Consider the following 16,213-nt stretch of genomic DNA (forward strand, 5'->3'; position numbering starts at 1 on the left):
GATCCCCACGCAACGAGTGCAATAGCCATGCCCTAACCACAAACTGACGGCAACGCAAGCATCGACGGCGTTTGCCACTGGCGCCCATTGGCCCAATACGGGTATCATGGCTTTTGTCGGCTCAGTGTTGAGTTAATTTTCTGATTTTTAGCCATTAGTGAGCCGCAAACGCTATCTTTTATGTATTCCGTAGAACCGGTTGATCCGCACCCAATCATGACTTGTCGCCCCATACAATGCGTCCGTTTTTCATCCCATGAGGTAACCGGGTGATTCTGGCGCCTTTGCTGTTGTCCATCGCCATCAGCCTGCCCCCCGAAGCGAAGGCTGACACCGGGGCGCTGGCGTCATTGTCCTGGGCCGTGGACAGCGAGCCAGCTCCTGCCCAGCCAACCTCCGAAGCGCCCCCTACTGAAGCCAGTCCGCCGGCTCCTGAATCAGAGGCGCGGGCCCCAGCCAACGAAGCTGAAACTGAGATTGAAACCGACACTGGCACTCAACAGGAAACGGAACCCGAAGTCGAGGAAGAATCCGCCAGCAATCAGGCTGCAGAGCCGAAAAAACGTAAGCGCAAATACCGGTTGCTTAAAGAGCGTGAGCAAGAACAAGGCCCCAGCGTCAGCCTCGTCATCTCCGGCGTTCAAGGCGCTCTGTACAAGAACATCGAACTCTATCTGTCGCCGCTGCCCACCACCCGGGCCGAGCGTAACGCCTTCGCCTTTACGCTTCAGGAGCGAGTGGAAGAGGCGCTGTCGGCACTGGGCTATTACAATGCCGACATCGACATCGACGTGGATCGCAGTGCCGACCGCTGGCCCATCAACATTACGGTCAAGGCGGGTGACCCGGTGACCTACCGTCACGTGATGATCTGGCTGGAAGGGGATGCCAGCAACGACCCGATGATGAACCAGCTGGTCAACAACGCCAGCATAAAACCGGGCCAGGTCCTGCACCATGGTCGCTACCAGTCACTGAAGAACAGCCTGCTGTCCGAGGGGTTGATACGGGGTTATTTCGACGCCAAATTTGCCGTAGCCAAGCTGGAGGTCGATCGGGACAACAACCTGGCCGACCTGCTGCTGGTGTACGACAGCGGAACCCGCTATCAACTGGGGGAAGTCAGCTTTTCCGAGTTTGATTTGGAGCCCCAGCTGCTCGACGCCATGGTGCCATTTGAGCCCGGCGATCCCTACTCCAGCGCCGCCGTCGCCCGCCTTAACAGTAACCTGCTGTCCGCAGGCTATTTTCGAGATGTTCGAGTACTGCCGCAAACGGACCAGTCTCAGGATTATCGTGTCCCGGTGGACATTCAACTGACACCGGCGTCTCGCCATACCGTGGACCTGGGGGTGGGTTACACCACGGATACCGGTCCCCGGGCCACCACCACCTGGCGCACCCCCAAGATCAACCGAGCCGGACACAGCCAGGAGCTCTCCATCGAGTTGTCAAAAAACCCGCAGATGAACTTCAACTACCGCATCCCCTTGGATCACCCCATGGACGATCAGTTGATCTTCAGCGCCCTCATCGAGAGAGACAAGTTCGGCAACCTGGAGAGTGACCAATATGGCCTGAGGGTAGCTCGACAAACCCGAATGGATGACGGCTGGCTACGCAACTACTACCTCAGAGGACTGCAGGAACAGTGGCAATTTGACGGTGATAACCTGGAATCGCAGCTGTTGCTGCCCGGCATCAGCTGGTCCAAGACCAAGCGATGGGGCAGCCCATTGGATCCACGCCGCGGATTCCGTCAGATCTACACCGTGGAACACGCCGATACCAGCCTCGGCTCAGACGTGCGCCTGACCCAGATTAAGGGGCAGTTCAAATGGGTCGACACCCCCTGGGATCAACACCGGTTTGTGCTGCGCTTTGATGGTGGCCTGACCAAAGTGGACAACGCCGACCTGGAGCAAGTGCCGCCGTCGATGCGATTTTTCGCCGGTGGTGATACCAGCATTCGAGGCTTCTCCTATCAATCTCAGGGTCCCACCAAAACCATCATCGACAACAATGGCACCCCACAACAAGCGGTGGTCGGCGGCCGCTACCTGCTGGTGGGCAGCCTGGAATATCAGTACTACGTCAACGACAGCTGGCGTCTGGCCACCTTTGTCGACGGCGGTAACGCCTTCAATACCAACGACTTTGAACCGGTGTATTCCGTCGGCGTCGGCCTGCACTGGCTGTCACCGGTCGGCCCCATTAAGGCAGACTTCGGCTATGGCATCAGTGAAGACAAGCCGCCGTTTCGCCTGCACCTGACCATTGGAGCCGACTTGTGAACTGGCGCCGATTGCTCAGCGGCCTGCTGGCCACGCCGATCATTATCCTGATCCTACTGGCGCTGTTGGTGGCCACCACCCCGGGGGCTCAGCTGGTGGCGGCGATCGCCGACGCTGTGGTGCCAGGGTTGTCCATTGGCCGCATCAATGGCCAGATAAACCGCAACCTGCACCTCAGCGACGTGCGCTTCGACGCCATCGACGGCCTGGCGGTGCAGGTGGACAGCCTGTCACTGGACTGGCGCCCCCGTTGCCTGTTCAATCGCACCCTGTGCAGCGACCGCCTCAACGCCAACGGCGTCCAGGTCGACATCGACATCGATGCCCTTGGCGGCGGTGATGAAGCACCCGAGGCCGCGCCACCCCAAGACACCACCGAGTCGGGGTTCTCTCTGCCCTTTACCATTGCCGCCCAGCTGATCGAGTTGAACCGAGTGCGGGTGCGGGTGGACGACATGCACTTTGCCGTCGGCCAGCTATCGGGTTCGGCCCGTTTCACCCCAGACGTTCTGCGGGTAAACCGCCTCAATGCCACCCAGATTGCGGTGTATATTCCCAGCGGCGACGCTGCCGAGACGGTCGACGAGGCGGCACCGGCCCAGACGCCGACGCCGGACGACGCAACGCCGGAACAACAGTGGGCCATGGCCCACCTGCCCAGAGTCAGCCTGCCGTTTCCCATTACCGCCCACTCGGTCAACCTGAGCCGGGCACTGGTGACCGTCGCCGACATGCAACACCGGATTGAAACGGTGGAATTCGACGCCCAATGGGCCGATACCCTGTTGCAGGTGCATCAGCTTCAAGGGCAGCATAACTGGGCCGACATCGAACTCAGCGGCAGCCTGGATTTTGTTGGCAACTGGCCCATCGACGCCGAGGCCGAAGGCACCCTGAAGCAACTGCCGTGGACCCCGGGGCTCGACGGCCAACAGTTGGACGCCAAGGTCAGCGGCAGCCTGGGCGAGCTGAATCTCGATGCTCAGTTGCACGGCCAGCAACAGGGGCAACTGAGCGGCTCGCTGATGCTGAAATCACCACAATTGGACTACCAGGTTAAGCTCAATGCCGAGCGACTCAGCTGGCCCTTTGGCACGGAGCCCCAGTACCAGTTACATAAGCTGACCCTGTCCAGCCAGGGCAGCCTGCAGCAACAGCGCCTCAGCGCCGCCGGGCAGGGGCAGGCCCTGAGCTACCCCGAGTTCCAATTTCGTACCGAGCTTGAGCACCAGCCAGGCATGCTGACCCTGAATCAGGCAGCGCTCACCAGCGAACAAGGCAATGCCAGCGCCAGCGGCACTCTCAACTACCAGGATCGACTCAGCTGGCAAGCACAGCTGAGCAGTGAGCAACTGAACCTGGCGCAACTGTTGCCACAGGTGCCGTTGGTCATTGATGGCCGCCTCAGTACCCAAGGGCACTGGCAACAGCACGATTGGAAAGTGGCCGTTGCCAACGCCGATATCAGCGGCTCCTATCAGCAGCAACCGCTGACGGTGCGCGGCGATGCCAGTCTGGATCACCTGTGGCGAGTCAATGCCACGGATCTCAACCTGACCCTGAATGACACCGAGTTGACGCTCAACAGCAACAGCCAGCAACACTGGGACCTGAATGGGCAACTGACACTGGCTGACGCGTCCCGCTGGCTACCACAGGCCCAGGGCAGCGCCAAGGCCCTGATACAGGTACGGGGAGACCACGACGACCCGCAGGTGCAACTGCAACTGCACACCACCGACCTGGCCTATGACCATTACCAGGTGGGCACTGCCAGGCTCGACGGCGACTACTATCCACTGCGCAATCACCAATACCGCCTGCAACTGAATGCCAGCGAACTGACTCTGGCCCAGTTCGGCTTTGACAGCCTCAACGCCCGCTCAGAAGGCAACAAGACCCAGCAGCAGCTGAGCGCCGATCTCGACGGCGACGCCGATACGCCCTGGGGGGGCGCCCTGACCTTGTCCGGGGTACTGGATCCGAACTTTACCTGGTGGCAGGGCACCCTAACCGACGCCAGACTGACCACCCCGGTCGGCCCATGGCAACAACAACAGGCGGCACCGCTGACCTTCTCGTTCGCCAGCCAGGCCTTCGTGGTCAGCGAACACTGCTGGCAGGGGCCGGCCGCCAGCTTGTGTCTGCCGATTCCCGCCAACGTGGGCACCAGTGGCGCCGCCGAACTGACCCTCAAGGCCAGCCTGCCCACCGCCATTGCGCCGCTGCTGCCGGCCGAGATGAAGCTCAACGCCGACATCGACGCCGACATTCACACCACCTGGCTGCCGGGACAACTGCCGAAAGTCCGCGCCTACCTGCGCAGTGAACAGGGCGAAATGGTGGTCCAGAGTGACAGCCGCCGCACACCGGTTCACCTGCCGTGGCAACGGCTGAATCTGGATGGAGACCTGTCTCAACAGGGGCTGAACCTGAAACTGGCGCTGGACAGTGACCGGCCGTTGGTCCGCTCTGACATCACACTGGCGCCTGAAGCACCCTATTCGATGCAGGGGTTTGCACGGCTGAACAACTTCGACCTGACCCCGCTGGCCAAGGCACTGCCGAAGGTGGCCGAACTGCACGGCATCCTCAGCGCCGACATCCGTCTGGAGGGGGATCTGGACACGCCGCTGCTCAACGGACAGCTTCAGTTGAAACAGGGGCTGCTGACCAGCGCCGTCAACCCGACCGAACTGCACGATATCGACATTGCCCTGACACTGGATGGCCAGCGCGCCAACCTTAGCAGCGAACTCTATATCGGTGATGGGCCGGCCCAAGCCCATGGCTGGCTGGACTGGTCCAAGGAACAGCTGGAACTGGACATCAACCTCGACGGCGATCGTCTCGACGTACTCAAGCCACCGATGCTGATCGCCGAAGCCTCGCCGTCGCTGCGCCTGACCAAGACCCAACAAGCGATGTCGGTTACCGGCCGCATCGACATTCCCAAGGCCACCCTGACTCTGGCACAGCTGCCGGAGGGCGGTGTGGCGGTCTCGGATGATGTGGAGTTTGTGGATCTTCGCGCCGATACCGAATCGGAGCCACCGGCTCCCTTCGCCATGGATCTGCAACTGAACATCGGCGATGAAGTGACCGTCTCCGGCATGGGAGTCAATGGTCGGCTCGGGGGCCAGTTGACCCTGCGCCAGAAAGCCAGCCAGACACCGCAACTCTTTGGTGACATCAACCTGCTGGATGGACGCTTTGCCGCCTTTGGCCAGCGACTGACCATTCGACGGGGCAAGGTCATCTTTAACGGCCCGCCGACCCTGCCAACGCTGGACGTAGAAGCCATCCGAGAGATCAAATCCGAAAACGTCGTGGCCGGCATTCGCCTCGGCGGCGCCGTTAATGCCCCGCAGATGACCCTGTTCTCCAACCCAACCATGGAGCAACAGGAGATTCTGTCCTACATCACCCAAGGCCGCGGCTTGAGCAGCACCGACGGTGGCAACGCCCTGTGGGCCTCGGCAGCGGTGAACCTGGGGCTGGCCCAGACCGGCGGCATGCTAACCACCATTGGCGAAGAGTTAGGATTTTCCAACGTCAATGTCGGCACCGAAGGCGATGGCGACGAAGCTCAGGTGGCGATCAGTGGCTACATTGGCGAAAAGATATTCTTAAAATATGGGGTCAATATATTTGAGCCCATCACCGAAGTAACCATTCGCTACTATTTGCAGAATCGGTTGTGGATTGAGGGGATCAATAACACACTAAAAGACTCTCTCGATATCTATTACAGTTTCGACATTGAATAACCGAACCAGTATTCGGTGGTTCTGGCGCTCGGTCTACGGCAGCGCCAAGGGACTGGATACGCCGCGGATGAGGATCAAGATTGTGGTCAACTTCATTCTGGTACCCCGCTATCACCACAACAGTGCATTGGCGACTTAAGGCACCGGTTCAAGCCTCCTCAGGAAACAATGGAAGATGACACCTCCCTGGCCGGCGGTGTCGGCATCGTCCTGACCATCCCGCTGACCGCCTGGCTATCGCACCTGATATTTCGCCCCAGCCCGAAGTGCGCCCCGCAAAGGCACACGGACAAAGAAACGCAAGCGATTGAAGGCAATAAGATTATCTCCAAAGTGGTAGGAAACTGAGACCGGAGTATGACTCCGCTCGCAGAAATGCAGGTCTAAAACGTAAGACAATACTGACCATCATTGACCCATGCCCTAGCCGGCTGAATCACAGCGGCTTTCGAGGGACTTTAAGGAGACTCTATGTGGTGGAGAATCACTCTGCTTGCCCTGGCCTACCTCGTCATGGGTGCCCACTTTCTTCGCTATGGCAATGCCATCGCCGCGGTGCTAATCACCGCCGCGCCACTGTTGCTGTTCAGTAAGCGTGCCATCACTGTGACTCTGCTGCAGCTGGGGCTGGTGGCGGGCACTTTGTTTGTGTGGTTACCCACCGCCTACAGGCTGATTTCGATGCGGCTGTCTTTCGATCAACCTTGGATTCGAATGGCGATCATCCTTGGCAGTGTCATGCTGTGTAATCTGCTGATCGCCTGGGCTGCTGGCGCCTTGAAGCGGCGTTTTCAGGGCTAATTTACCTCCAATGAGGTAGCAGGGCCTCATCGGTGCTCATGGTAAAATGACGACACTGGGTTATCGCACAGACAGTGCTAACCAAGTAATCATCATTATTTTCCTGCAACCTATTCTTGCAAGCCGGCTCGATTGAGCCGGTTTTTTTATGCCTGGGGATCAGGCGGCTTTTTCGGCTGGCGCCTTGCCCGCTTTCTTGGCGGGAGCTTTGGCCGCTGGCGGGGCTTTCTTCTTGCCCTTTAGCGCCTGCATCACCGCCTCTTTCTGCTCCGCCAGGTACAACGCCAGGCCTTCACTGACGCCGTCATCCTCTATCAGGCCACTGGCCCGCAGCACCCCTTCCAGCTCATCGGCAATGTCCAACATTTTGTCATAAGCATCCGCCTCAGCTTTGCTGGCAAAGGTCATTTTCTCTTCTCCATCCCGCTCAACTACGTATTTTACGATGACTGCCATTTCGGCTCCCCCGATCGATTAACTTTGCGCCAGTCTACCTAAATGCTGTATATAAATACAGGCTTTATAGGGTTCGATTTGATGGTCATCAAAAAAAGGCGGTTATCGCCAGTCAAAACTGCAACCCGACAGCGTACAACGAGCCTCTGAGTTCAACTCACGTGACCTAAGCCTCAGTATTTATGCTAGTTTTCAATGCATGTGGTATTGTTCAGGAAAGATTCAGAGCTTCAGCACTATGCTTTCACCCTAACATTGTGAGCACGCCGAGCCCTTATCGCCGATTTGAGGACAACATGAAAATACTGGTTATTGAAGACGATGCCCTGTTACGCCATCACCTTAAGGTTCGCCTGACCGAAATGGGCAATCAGGTCATGGCTTCCGAAACCGCCGGCGAGGGACGCTACCTGGCAGAAAACTACCCGGTCGACATCGCGGTGGTGGATCTGGGGCTGCCCGATCAGGACGGCATCGACCTGATTCAGCACCTGAGAGACAACGACTTCCGTCAGCCGATTCTGATCCTGACTGCTCGTGATCACTGGAAAGACAAGGTGGCCGGGCTTAACGCCGGTGCCGATGACTACCTGGTCAAACCGTTTCAGGTTGAGGAGTTGATCGCCCGACTCAACGCCTTGGTGCGCCGCAGCGCCGGTTTTGTCAAACCGGTGATCGAGTGTGAGCACCTGTCTCTGGACATGGGGGCCAAGCAAGCCACCATGGGCGGCGACGAACTGGAACTGACCGCATTCGAGTACCAGATTCTCGAATACCTGATGCGCCACCATCAACAGGTAATCTCCAAGCAGAGACTGCTGGACATCCTGTATCAGGATAAAGAGGGGGATCCCAATACCATCGAGGTCATGATCTCTAGGCTGAGGAAGAAGCTGAGCCTAGGCGGCCTGGACAACCCCATCGTCACCATTCGAGGGCAAGGCTACCGCTTTAATCTGGTATGCGGCTAATGAAGGCGCTGTTCTCCAAGCGTCCGCGGCTACAGCGTCGACTGATGATGACCTCACTGGCCATCATCGCCCTCGCCTCCTGGGCGCTGGCCGAGGTGATCAATCAGCAGAAAGTGCAGGACTTTTACGTCGACCAAACCAACGACATCATCGCTCGGCTGCCAATGATTGCCGCCGAATTACGGCTGGAGGGGATGTTGCCGCAGAGCATCAACCCCATCGAGGACTACCAGTCCATTCCTCACAAAAGCGATTACCTGCTGATCACCTGCGTTAACGGCCTGCGTGATCACTACACCTCATCGGAAGAAGCCAGAAAGCGCAGCCTGCAAGACACCTGCAACCGCGTCCGACAGGAAGCAAAGAGCAACACTCCGCCCTACCTGATGACCCTGGCCGATGACCGCATGTACTCCATCGTCAAGGTGCCGGTGAGCATTAACCAAAAATCCTATGACCTGCTGGTACTCAGGGATGCCGAGCGCATTCAGAGGAAACTGGCCGAGAGCACGCGCAAGACCTATTTCCGCGTTGGCCTGTTTATTCCCCTGTCCGGGCTGTTGCTGGTGGGGGCCGGTTTCTGGGGGCTACGACCGTTGCGGCGGTTGTCTCAGGAGGTAAAGGGGATTCTAAAAGGCGATAATGAGCAGCTGTCGTCCGACTATCCGGTGGAGCTAACCGAAGTCACCCAGGCACTCAATGAACTGATAGATCAGGAGAAGCACCAACGCCAGACCTATCAGCACGCCATGAAGGATCTGGCTCACAGCCTAAAAACCCGCTTGGCCGCCACCAATGCCATTATGGAAGATCGCAACCTGAGCGAGAGCGGCCGTCAGCAGGAGATACTGTCGCAACTGGGGCAGATGGACCAGATCATTCAATACCAACTTCGACGGGCGGTGGTCGGTCGCCAGGGCCTGACCCGGGAACAGGCCGAGATCCTGCCGACAGTGGAACAGCTGACCAATATGCTAGGCAAGGTCTACCAGGAGAAACGGATTCGGGTTGAGCTACAGATTGACCGCCTGGCCCGCTTCCCCGGCAATCAGGACGATTTGATGGAGATGCTGGGTAACCTGCTGGAAAACGCCTACCGCTTTGCCATCAGCACCGTTCGAATTCGCGCCTGGATCGGCGTGGATGGCGGACTGTGCATGGCCATAGAAGACGATGGTCCCGGTATCGAACCGGAAATGCGGCAATCAGTACTGGAACGCGGTGTCCGCGCCGACCGCCGCAACCCCGGCCAGGGCATCGGCCTGGCGGTGGTGCACGACATCGTATTGAGCTACAAGGGCACCATGACCATCGATGACTCCGAACTGCGGGGCGCCCAGATTCGCCTCGATTTCGAGCCCTCCCGCTAGCCCCATCATTGCCCGGCACCACGCCGGGCGATGTTTTTTTACGCTAAACTCATTTTATTGTGAACTCGATCACGAACTTTGCCGGTCTGTTTCTAAGAATCCGGTAAAGAATGAGGAAAATGAGATGAAAGCACTCCTGTTAATTGCAGCCACCACTCTTTCTCTGTCGTTGTCTGCAGAGACGCTGCACCTGGGCGATAACGTTCGAGTGATCGCCATCAACGGCAAGCCGGTACCGGCCTACGTCGATACCATCACCCTGACCAAGGGCCCACAACAGATCACCGTTCGTTACGATGTGCTGTTTGAACCCGATGCCGACAGCCATGCCTTTATTCGCTCAGAACTGCACCAGCTGCAATTTGTCGCCAAAGGCAGCGGCGATTACTACCTGAATGCCCCGAGCCCATCGACCGCCAAAGAAGGCAAGATGCTGGCCAACCAGCCACAGTTTACGCTTCAGGATCAGTCCCGCCAGACGGTAAACCATTCACTGAAATCCCATACCGAATTGTTTAACCAACTGCAGCCTGCGGGCAATCAGTTCTAGACAGTCCAAATCGATTGCGAGAAAATGCCGGTAACAGAATCAGTTACCGGCATTTATGAGCAGTTCTATCAGAAAAGTATCCGTCGACCAGTTGCAGGTTGGCAACTACATTCGACTCCCGATCTCCTGGCGCGAACACCCTTTTATGTTCAACAGCTTCAAGCTCAAGAGTCCGCAGCAGATCCTACTTCTGAAGAAACTCAACCTGTCCCATGTTCTGGTCGATGTGAAACGCAGCGACACTCAGGTATTAAGCTCGCCAGCCCTGCCGGACCTGGCCGAGTCCAAAGCCGATCTGGATAAGATCAATCAGCAGATGCAACAGCAGAAGCAGCAAGGCATCGAAGAGCTGAAGCAGTTTCGCAAAGAGTTCAAGAAACACGAGCGCGAATACGCCGACTCACTGACCCAGTTGCGGGCCATCAACAACAAGCTGACCCTCAAGCCAATGGATGCCCTTGGACAGTGCTCCAAGCTGGTAAAACAGATGGCCGCCAGCCTCAGCGGCGGCAGCCAGGTGACGCTGCACCTGATGAACGACGACATCCGCCCCGATGATCCCAACTACCACTACCTCAACGTCACCGTGTTGGCGATGATGCTGGCCAAGCAGGTGGGAATGACCGAGGAGGAGGTCATCTTGGTGGGTCAGGGTGCCATGCTGCACGACTGCGGCAAACTGCTGCAACCCAAATCCCTGACCATGAAGAAGCAACCCACCCGCACCGAGCTGCTTGAGCTTCAGCGTCATACGACATTAGGTCAGGAGTTACTGCGCAACCAGAAGCACCTGCCCCGGGCCATCACCGCCATGATTGGCCAGCACCATGAATTTCTCGATGGCTCAGGTTACCCAAAAGGGCTGAAAGAGAAAGACATTGAGCCACTGGCCCAGCTGATTGCCGTGGTCAACACCTACGACGACCTGTGCCACCCCCGGGACAAGAGCAAAACCCGTCCCCCAGGCACCGTATTGGGGCTGCTGTACAAGGCCTTTAAGACCAAGCTCAACAACCACTACGTTCAGCAGTTCATCAAGATGATGGGGGTCTACCCTCCGGGCAGCGTGGTTCAGCTCTCCAGCGGCCAGTTTGGCCTGGTGACGTCGGTGAACTCCCACAAGCTACTGTACCCCTCGGTGCTGGTGTACGACCCGGCGGTACCTCGCCAAGAAGCCGCCGCCATCGCCATCGACACCCAGGGTCTGACCATTGAGCGTTCCATCCTGGCATCGGCGCTGACACCGGAAGCGTTTCAGTACCTGAGTCCTAAAGAACGGATGTCCTACTTCTACGACACCCGCCAGGCCTAATCGCCCAGGCTTTTCGCCGCGACCGGCCCGCCAGCCGGTCGCGGCCACCTTCCCATTTTCCTACGGCAAGATGCTCAATTTCATTCCCTTTCTCATTTGACCAAACTGTGATCAGGGTCAATATTTACTGCTGAGAGTCGCAAACGCGATGCCCCCTCACTGAGCGACAGTCGGGCGCCGCGGCAAACGGCGTGACACGGTGGCAGGAGGTAAGGCATGACCACACTACCCAGTTTTGACGAAATGATGCGCATGGCAAAAGAGGAGCCCCAGGCCCTGGAAGCGTTGCGGACCCGCGCCATCGAACACACCATTGCCACCGCCAACGCCAGCAACCAACCCCAGCTCAGAGCCCTGCAACATCGCATCGACGTCACCATCGCCCGTGCCAGCAGTCCATGCCAGAGCATGGTGCAGCTGTCCAGCATGATGCACGACAAGCTGGCGCTGCTGAATACCGCCTTTCAGAACCCTGATGCCCTCAGACATCGGCAAGCCAGCGTGACCCCGTTTCGACCCGGCCCGCCTCGAAACTCGGCGGCAAACCATTGACACTAAGGGTTAAGTCGCGCTATCAACAAGGAAAGAATGGCATCAAGGAGCGTCCAGTGAAACTCATCCCCCTCTGCTTAGCCTTGGTACTGGTCGGCTGTGCCGGCAGTCGCAGTGACGTCGATTATGATCCTGAATTCAACTTCGCCGCCGTACAGCAGGTCAGCCTGTTGCCCAGTCAGCACAACAACGACCCACTGAACGCCCGCCGGGCCGACGATGCCCTGAAACGGATACTGACTCAGCAAGGCTGGACGGTGGAACCGAACAGCACCATCAAGCTGCAGCTGACGCTGTGGCAACAAACCGAAGCCAATGACAGTAACTTCTCCATTGGCATTGGCGGTGGCCGCAGCAGTGGCAGCAGCAGCATCGGCGGTTCGGTATCGGTGCCAGTCTCGGATCCGGTGGCCGACTACCAGCAATTTCGCATCGACATGTACCACGACCAGAAGCAGGTATGGCGCAGCATTGATCGCTACAAGATCAACAGCAGGGACAGTGCCGAAAAGCGCCAGCAAAAAACCGACGAAACCCTGCAGCGAATGTTCGCCTCATTGCCTCAGCTCACCCCACAATAATGCTATCCGGGCAGTGGTCACTGCCCGGTGGTTCAGATCCGATTCAGCACCCTGCCCCTATCCTTGCCGGCTGATAACAGCATTCACCCTCTGAGCACGCTTCCGGCTTTACCGCCCGGCCAAGCATCATCAGACCAGCCGGCGCCGATCGCCTTCGGGTACCAAATTGAAAATAAAAGGGTTTGTACTTATTGGCGGGCTATATGGCTATTGCGCGACCGCCGGTGATCTCACCATGCCGTCACTGTCCGAATTGCAGCCCAGCACCGAAGCCGCCGAACAGGGGTTGGCACAACTGGACGCTAATATCGAGGCACTGGAGCGGCGCCTGGACAACGCTTCTGACCTCAACGACGAGCGACGTCAACTGGAACAACAACTGACCCATTTGCAGCAGCAGCGTAAGCGCTACATCGAACACCAAGGACTGTCGATGCTGTCGCTGGTCGGTGGGCCCGCCTACACCCCCGAACTGGGTACCTTGCTGGCCATCGGCGGCCTTTACTCCTTCAGCACCGACCGTTTGACGCCTGAGTTACAACGCTCCAGCGTCGGTGCCTTTTTCCTGGTGAATCAGGGCGAAGGCGACACCGGCTTTGCGGTGCGCTCCAAGCAGAACCTGTTCTTTGATCACAACCGCATTCGATTCACTGGGGAACTGCGAGCCGGAGTGCAAAGCAGCCACTTCTGGGGCGTCGGCTATCAGGCAGGCGAACGTCAGGACGCCAGCGACCAGACTCTGATGAAGGCCACTAACCTGGATTATCGCGCCAATCTCAGCTATAAAATCGCCGACGATCTGTACCTGGGACCGGCGTTCGCCCTCCACTACTACCGGCCGGATGAACAGAGCATTCCAGCGTCCGCCTGGGAGGACGACAATTTCCAGAGCTACTATCAGCAGCCATTGTCGGTGGGCATCGGTGCCACGTTGCAATACGACAGCCGCGATGTGGCCGTGAATGCCTGGCGGGGCCAGTATTTGAACCTGGAGCTGCTTGCTTATCGAGACGGCCTTGGCAGCGACCTTGAATTTGAAAAAGGACTGCTGGATTACCGCTACTATTGGCCTTTGGCCAAGGGCAGAGTACTGGCCTTCTACAATGCGCTGCAGTGGTCCGGGGGCGATGTCCCCTACTACGCCCTGCCCCAATTGGGGGGAATGCGATCCATGAGAGGCATTTATCTGGGGCGGTACCGGGATAACAATACCGTCGAGCACACCACCGAGTACCGGCATACCTTTCGTTATCGCGATGGGTCACTGACCAACCATGGCATGGTGCTGTGGGCTGGCCTGGGCTCAATTGCCCACCATACTAGCGACCTGTATCAAGACACCCTGTACAGCTATGGCATCGGCTATCGGTACGAACTGCAGCCGAGAATGAATGTACGGGTGGATCTCGGTGTCAGTGACAACGACACCGGCTTCTATTTCAACTTCACCGAAGCCTTTTAAGGCGTATTCGCCGTCTTCCATAAAGAGCCATCATGACAGCCACATTCCGCTACTTAACCGCCCTGACTCTATTGATTCAGTTGCCGACGGCCTACGCCGAACAACCACTGGCGACCACCGTCGACCAACAACTGACGCCGGCGCACTGGAGTCGGTTGCCACTGCTGGGTGAGCAAGCCAAAGCCAGGGGACACGAGTTGCCCTCCCCCATTGGGGTCAGCTTGTTCTTCAATCAGATCAACGCCGACTACATTGCCAAAGACGATTTCTCAGTCCAGGTGGATGGCGGACTGCTCGGCGGCTGTACCCTCAAAGGCTGTCAACCGGACGGCAATTTCAACAGCTACCGCATTCCCGCCGAGGACGTCAGCATCAGCGGTGAAGATCGCAGCGTACAGTTGAAGATTGATGCCTGGATTCTGCCTTTCTGGAATGTGTACGCCCTGTTTGGCCACACCGAAGGCAGCAAGGACATTCGAGCCAAACTGGACAATGTCGAGGGCCTGCCCAACGTCCCCGACGGCATTGTGCTGCCTATCCCCATTGATTACACCGCCACCAACTATGGCCTGGGTACCGTCCTGGCCGGCCAGGTAGACTTAGTCGAGGGGTGGCATCCATTCGTGGTCATGGGCGTGGGTGCGCTGGTCAAGGCCAACACCAACACCACCGACAGCGTCATCAAAACCCGCATCGCCTCCCTGAGGCTGGGACAACGTTACGACGTCGGCGGCAATAAACTGGCCTGGTTCCTGGCCTATAACCATCAGAACGTCAATCAGCGGGTCAGCGGCTCCTACAACTTTGCCGGAGTGCCGCAGTTGGCACCGATCATGGAAGAGGTGCGCTTTGACCTGGATCTGGCCAAGGAGGAAACTGAAAACCTGGCCATCAGCCTCAACTACGACTTCGGCCACGGCAACAACTGGAACCTGTATGCGGAGTACGGCTTTCTCAATTGGCAACACCTGATCGTCGGTGTCGGCCGCCGCTTCTGATTGGCACTTAGGCACCTAAACATAACAGCCCCCCTTGCTGCCGTGCAAAAATCAACCGTCGCGGTATACTGAAGGCAGTATTTTTGACGACGCAGAGATTGGCAAATGTATACTATTTCAATAGATAACCTGCTCCCCATCCTGGCCTCGGCGACAGTAGCGGCAGTGATTATTTGGAGTTGGTCGAGGTACGACAAACGGCACCCCGACAAGGACAAGCCTCATCGCTAACCACTAAACTCGGCCAAATCGTTGCCCTTTGGATTCTCTCGTCGAGACACTGGGCTGATTTGAGCTGTCCTGGCAACGAAACAGCCTATCCGTCTCGATCCAGCCTTTTCGAATCAAACCAGATACAACCAACTGAGCGAGTCACCCAGTGACATCGCCATAGTGATAAATGGCCTGAATGTATGGGGGTGGACCATCTACTCAAAAAACAGAAAGTGAAGCACTGAAGTGAGTTTTACGGCCAGTAATCAAAAGGGCTTGCTACGCCTCTGATGTCGAACGGCAGTCCAAGAAGCCACCCTCATTTAGCTGTGCCTACTCTCCTCTCTTCGTCTAGCGAGAGGCGAAAGAAACACTGCGCCACCTGTTCGAGAATGCCACCCGATTTGACTTAGAGATTCGATGGGGAACGGTGAAACAGCATCGTTCGGATTTCACCTACCTAAAGTAACCAGCAGGTGATTACTTCCGGTGTCAGCGGACACTGCCTGCACGTGCACTTCTAATCGGCATCTGGGCGCCTGTGCGCCCTTTATTGTGCCGTCATGCCACTGAGCGGCCCAGACACCGCCCTCAATCAACCAAGCCAAACAAGCGACGCACAGACCGCTTAATTGCGGTGTTCAACAGCCAGACGCACAACGACTAGGGTGCCAACAGATTTAAAACAGGGAGAGTCATCAACAACATGGCCAAGCATGCTCGGCCAGTACCGAATTCAACGTCACAAAGGAGTACGCTACCACGGCAGCAGCCAAATGGCCTAAGAGGGAGTATTTCAAAGAAAATGGTGGGTCGTGAAGGATTCGAACCTTCGACCAATTGGTTAAAAGCCAACTGCTCTACCAGCTGAGCTAACGACCCA

The 16,213-nt window shown here is 57.5% G+C and carries 14 protein-coding genes and 1 tRNA gene; 13 read left to right on the forward strand and 2 right to left on the reverse strand.

Annotated features, from left to right (window positions below; all coding sequences use genetic code 11):
* Positions 1 to 269: 269 nt before the first annotated feature.
* The 5 genes from H598_RS0112080 (at position 270) to H598_RS0112095 (ending at position 6,865) form a co-directional block, all read left to right on the forward strand.
* Positions 270 to 2,294 (forward strand): autotransporter assembly complex protein TamA, encoded by a 2,025-nt coding sequence (locus H598_RS0112080; RefSeq protein WP_051252692.1) that lies wholly within the window; start codon positions 270 to 272, stop codon positions 2,292 to 2,294.
* Entirely contained in the window at positions 2,291 to 6,064 is a 3,774-nt protein-coding gene (gene tamB, locus H598_RS0112085) for an autotransporter assembly complex protein TamB (RefSeq protein WP_028113249.1), read from the forward strand. Before H598_RS0112080 ends, tamB begins: the two co-directional genes overlap by 4 nt.
* Entirely contained in the window at positions 6,057 to 6,203 is a 147-nt protein-coding gene (locus H598_RS26515; RefSeq protein WP_156897019.1) for a hypothetical protein, read from the forward strand. The genes tamB and H598_RS26515 overlap by 8 nt, the downstream gene beginning before the upstream one ends.
* A 29-nt stretch (positions 6,204 to 6,232) precedes the next feature.
* Positions 6,233 to 6,412: a hypothetical protein gene (locus H598_RS0112090; RefSeq protein WP_028113250.1), complete on the forward strand. Its 180-nt coding sequence runs from the start codon at positions 6,233 to 6,235 to the stop codon at positions 6,410 to 6,412.
* A 123-nt stretch (positions 6,413 to 6,535) separates the two neighbouring features.
* Entirely contained in the window at positions 6,536 to 6,865 is a 330-nt protein-coding gene (locus tag H598_RS0112095) for a hypothetical protein (RefSeq protein WP_028113251.1), read from the forward strand.
* Between the two features lie 159 nt (positions 6,866 to 7,024).
* Here the strand turns inward: H598_RS0112095 and H598_RS0112100 are convergent, their stop codons facing one another.
* Entirely contained in the window at positions 7,025 to 7,321 is a 297-nt protein-coding gene (locus tag H598_RS0112100; protein WP_028113252.1) for a YebG family protein, read from the reverse strand.
* 296 nt (positions 7,322 to 7,617) lie between these two features.
* On the opposite strand from H598_RS0112100, the gene H598_RS0112105 reads away from it, so the two are divergent.
* The 8 genes from H598_RS0112105 to H598_RS0112140 all read left to right on the forward strand — a co-directional run bounded on the left by H598_RS0112105 (position 7,618) and on the right by H598_RS0112140 (position 15,117).
* A complete protein-coding gene (locus H598_RS0112105) occupies positions 7,618 to 8,292 on the forward strand; it encodes a response regulator (protein WP_028113253.1) in 675 nt (224 codons plus the stop codon).
* Positions 8,292 to 9,662 carry an ATP-binding protein gene (locus H598_RS0112110; RefSeq protein ID WP_028113254.1) on the forward strand — a complete coding sequence of 457 codons (1,371 nt, stop codon included), beginning with the start codon at positions 8,292 to 8,294 and terminating at the stop codon, positions 9,660 to 9,662. The genes H598_RS0112105 and H598_RS0112110 overlap by 1 nt, the downstream gene beginning before the upstream one ends.
* A 124-nt stretch (positions 9,663 to 9,786) precedes the next feature.
* Positions 9,787 to 10,212 (forward strand): DUF2057 family protein, encoded by a 426-nt coding sequence (locus H598_RS0112115; RefSeq protein WP_028113255.1) that lies wholly within the window; start codon positions 9,787 to 9,789, stop codon positions 10,210 to 10,212.
* Positions 10,213 to 10,267: 55 nt separating this feature from the next.
* Positions 10,268 to 11,524 (forward strand): HD-GYP domain-containing protein, encoded by a 1,257-nt coding sequence (locus tag H598_RS0112120; protein ID WP_028113256.1) that lies wholly within the window; start codon positions 10,268 to 10,270, stop codon positions 11,522 to 11,524.
* A 216-nt stretch (positions 11,525 to 11,740) separates the two neighbouring features.
* The gene (locus tag H598_RS25585; RefSeq protein WP_051252693.1) at positions 11,741 to 12,076 is read left to right on the forward strand and encodes a DUF3135 domain-containing protein; all 336 of its coding nucleotides are present in this window, start codon (positions 11,741 to 11,743) and stop codon (positions 12,074 to 12,076) included.
* 56 nt (positions 12,077 to 12,132) lie between these two features.
* Positions 12,133 to 12,657, forward strand: coding sequence for a DUF4136 domain-containing protein (locus H598_RS0112130; RefSeq protein WP_028113257.1), 525 nt, complete (start codon positions 12,133 to 12,135; stop codon positions 12,655 to 12,657).
* A gap of 235 nt (positions 12,658 to 12,892) precedes the next feature.
* Positions 12,893 to 14,119 carry a BamA/TamA family outer membrane protein gene (locus H598_RS0112135; RefSeq protein ID WP_211227292.1) on the forward strand — a complete coding sequence of 409 codons (1,227 nt, stop codon included), beginning with the start codon at positions 12,893 to 12,895 and terminating at the stop codon, positions 14,117 to 14,119.
* A 32-nt stretch (positions 14,120 to 14,151) separates the two neighbouring features.
* Positions 14,152 to 15,117, forward strand: a complete 966-nt coding sequence (locus H598_RS0112140) for a hypothetical protein (protein ID WP_035415854.1) — start codon at positions 14,152 to 14,154, stop codon at positions 15,115 to 15,117.
* 1,019 nt (positions 15,118 to 16,136) lie between these two features.
* Here H598_RS0112140 and H598_RS0112145 read toward each other — a convergent pair.
* Positions 16,137 to 16,212: transfer RNA gene (locus H598_RS0112145), tRNA-Lys, on the reverse strand.
* Position 16,213 lies beyond the last annotated feature (1 nt).

This window comes from Ferrimonas kyonanensis DSM 18153, assembly GCF_000425405.1.
Lineage (GTDB): Bacteria > Pseudomonadota > Gammaproteobacteria > Enterobacterales > Shewanellaceae > Ferrimonas > Ferrimonas kyonanensis.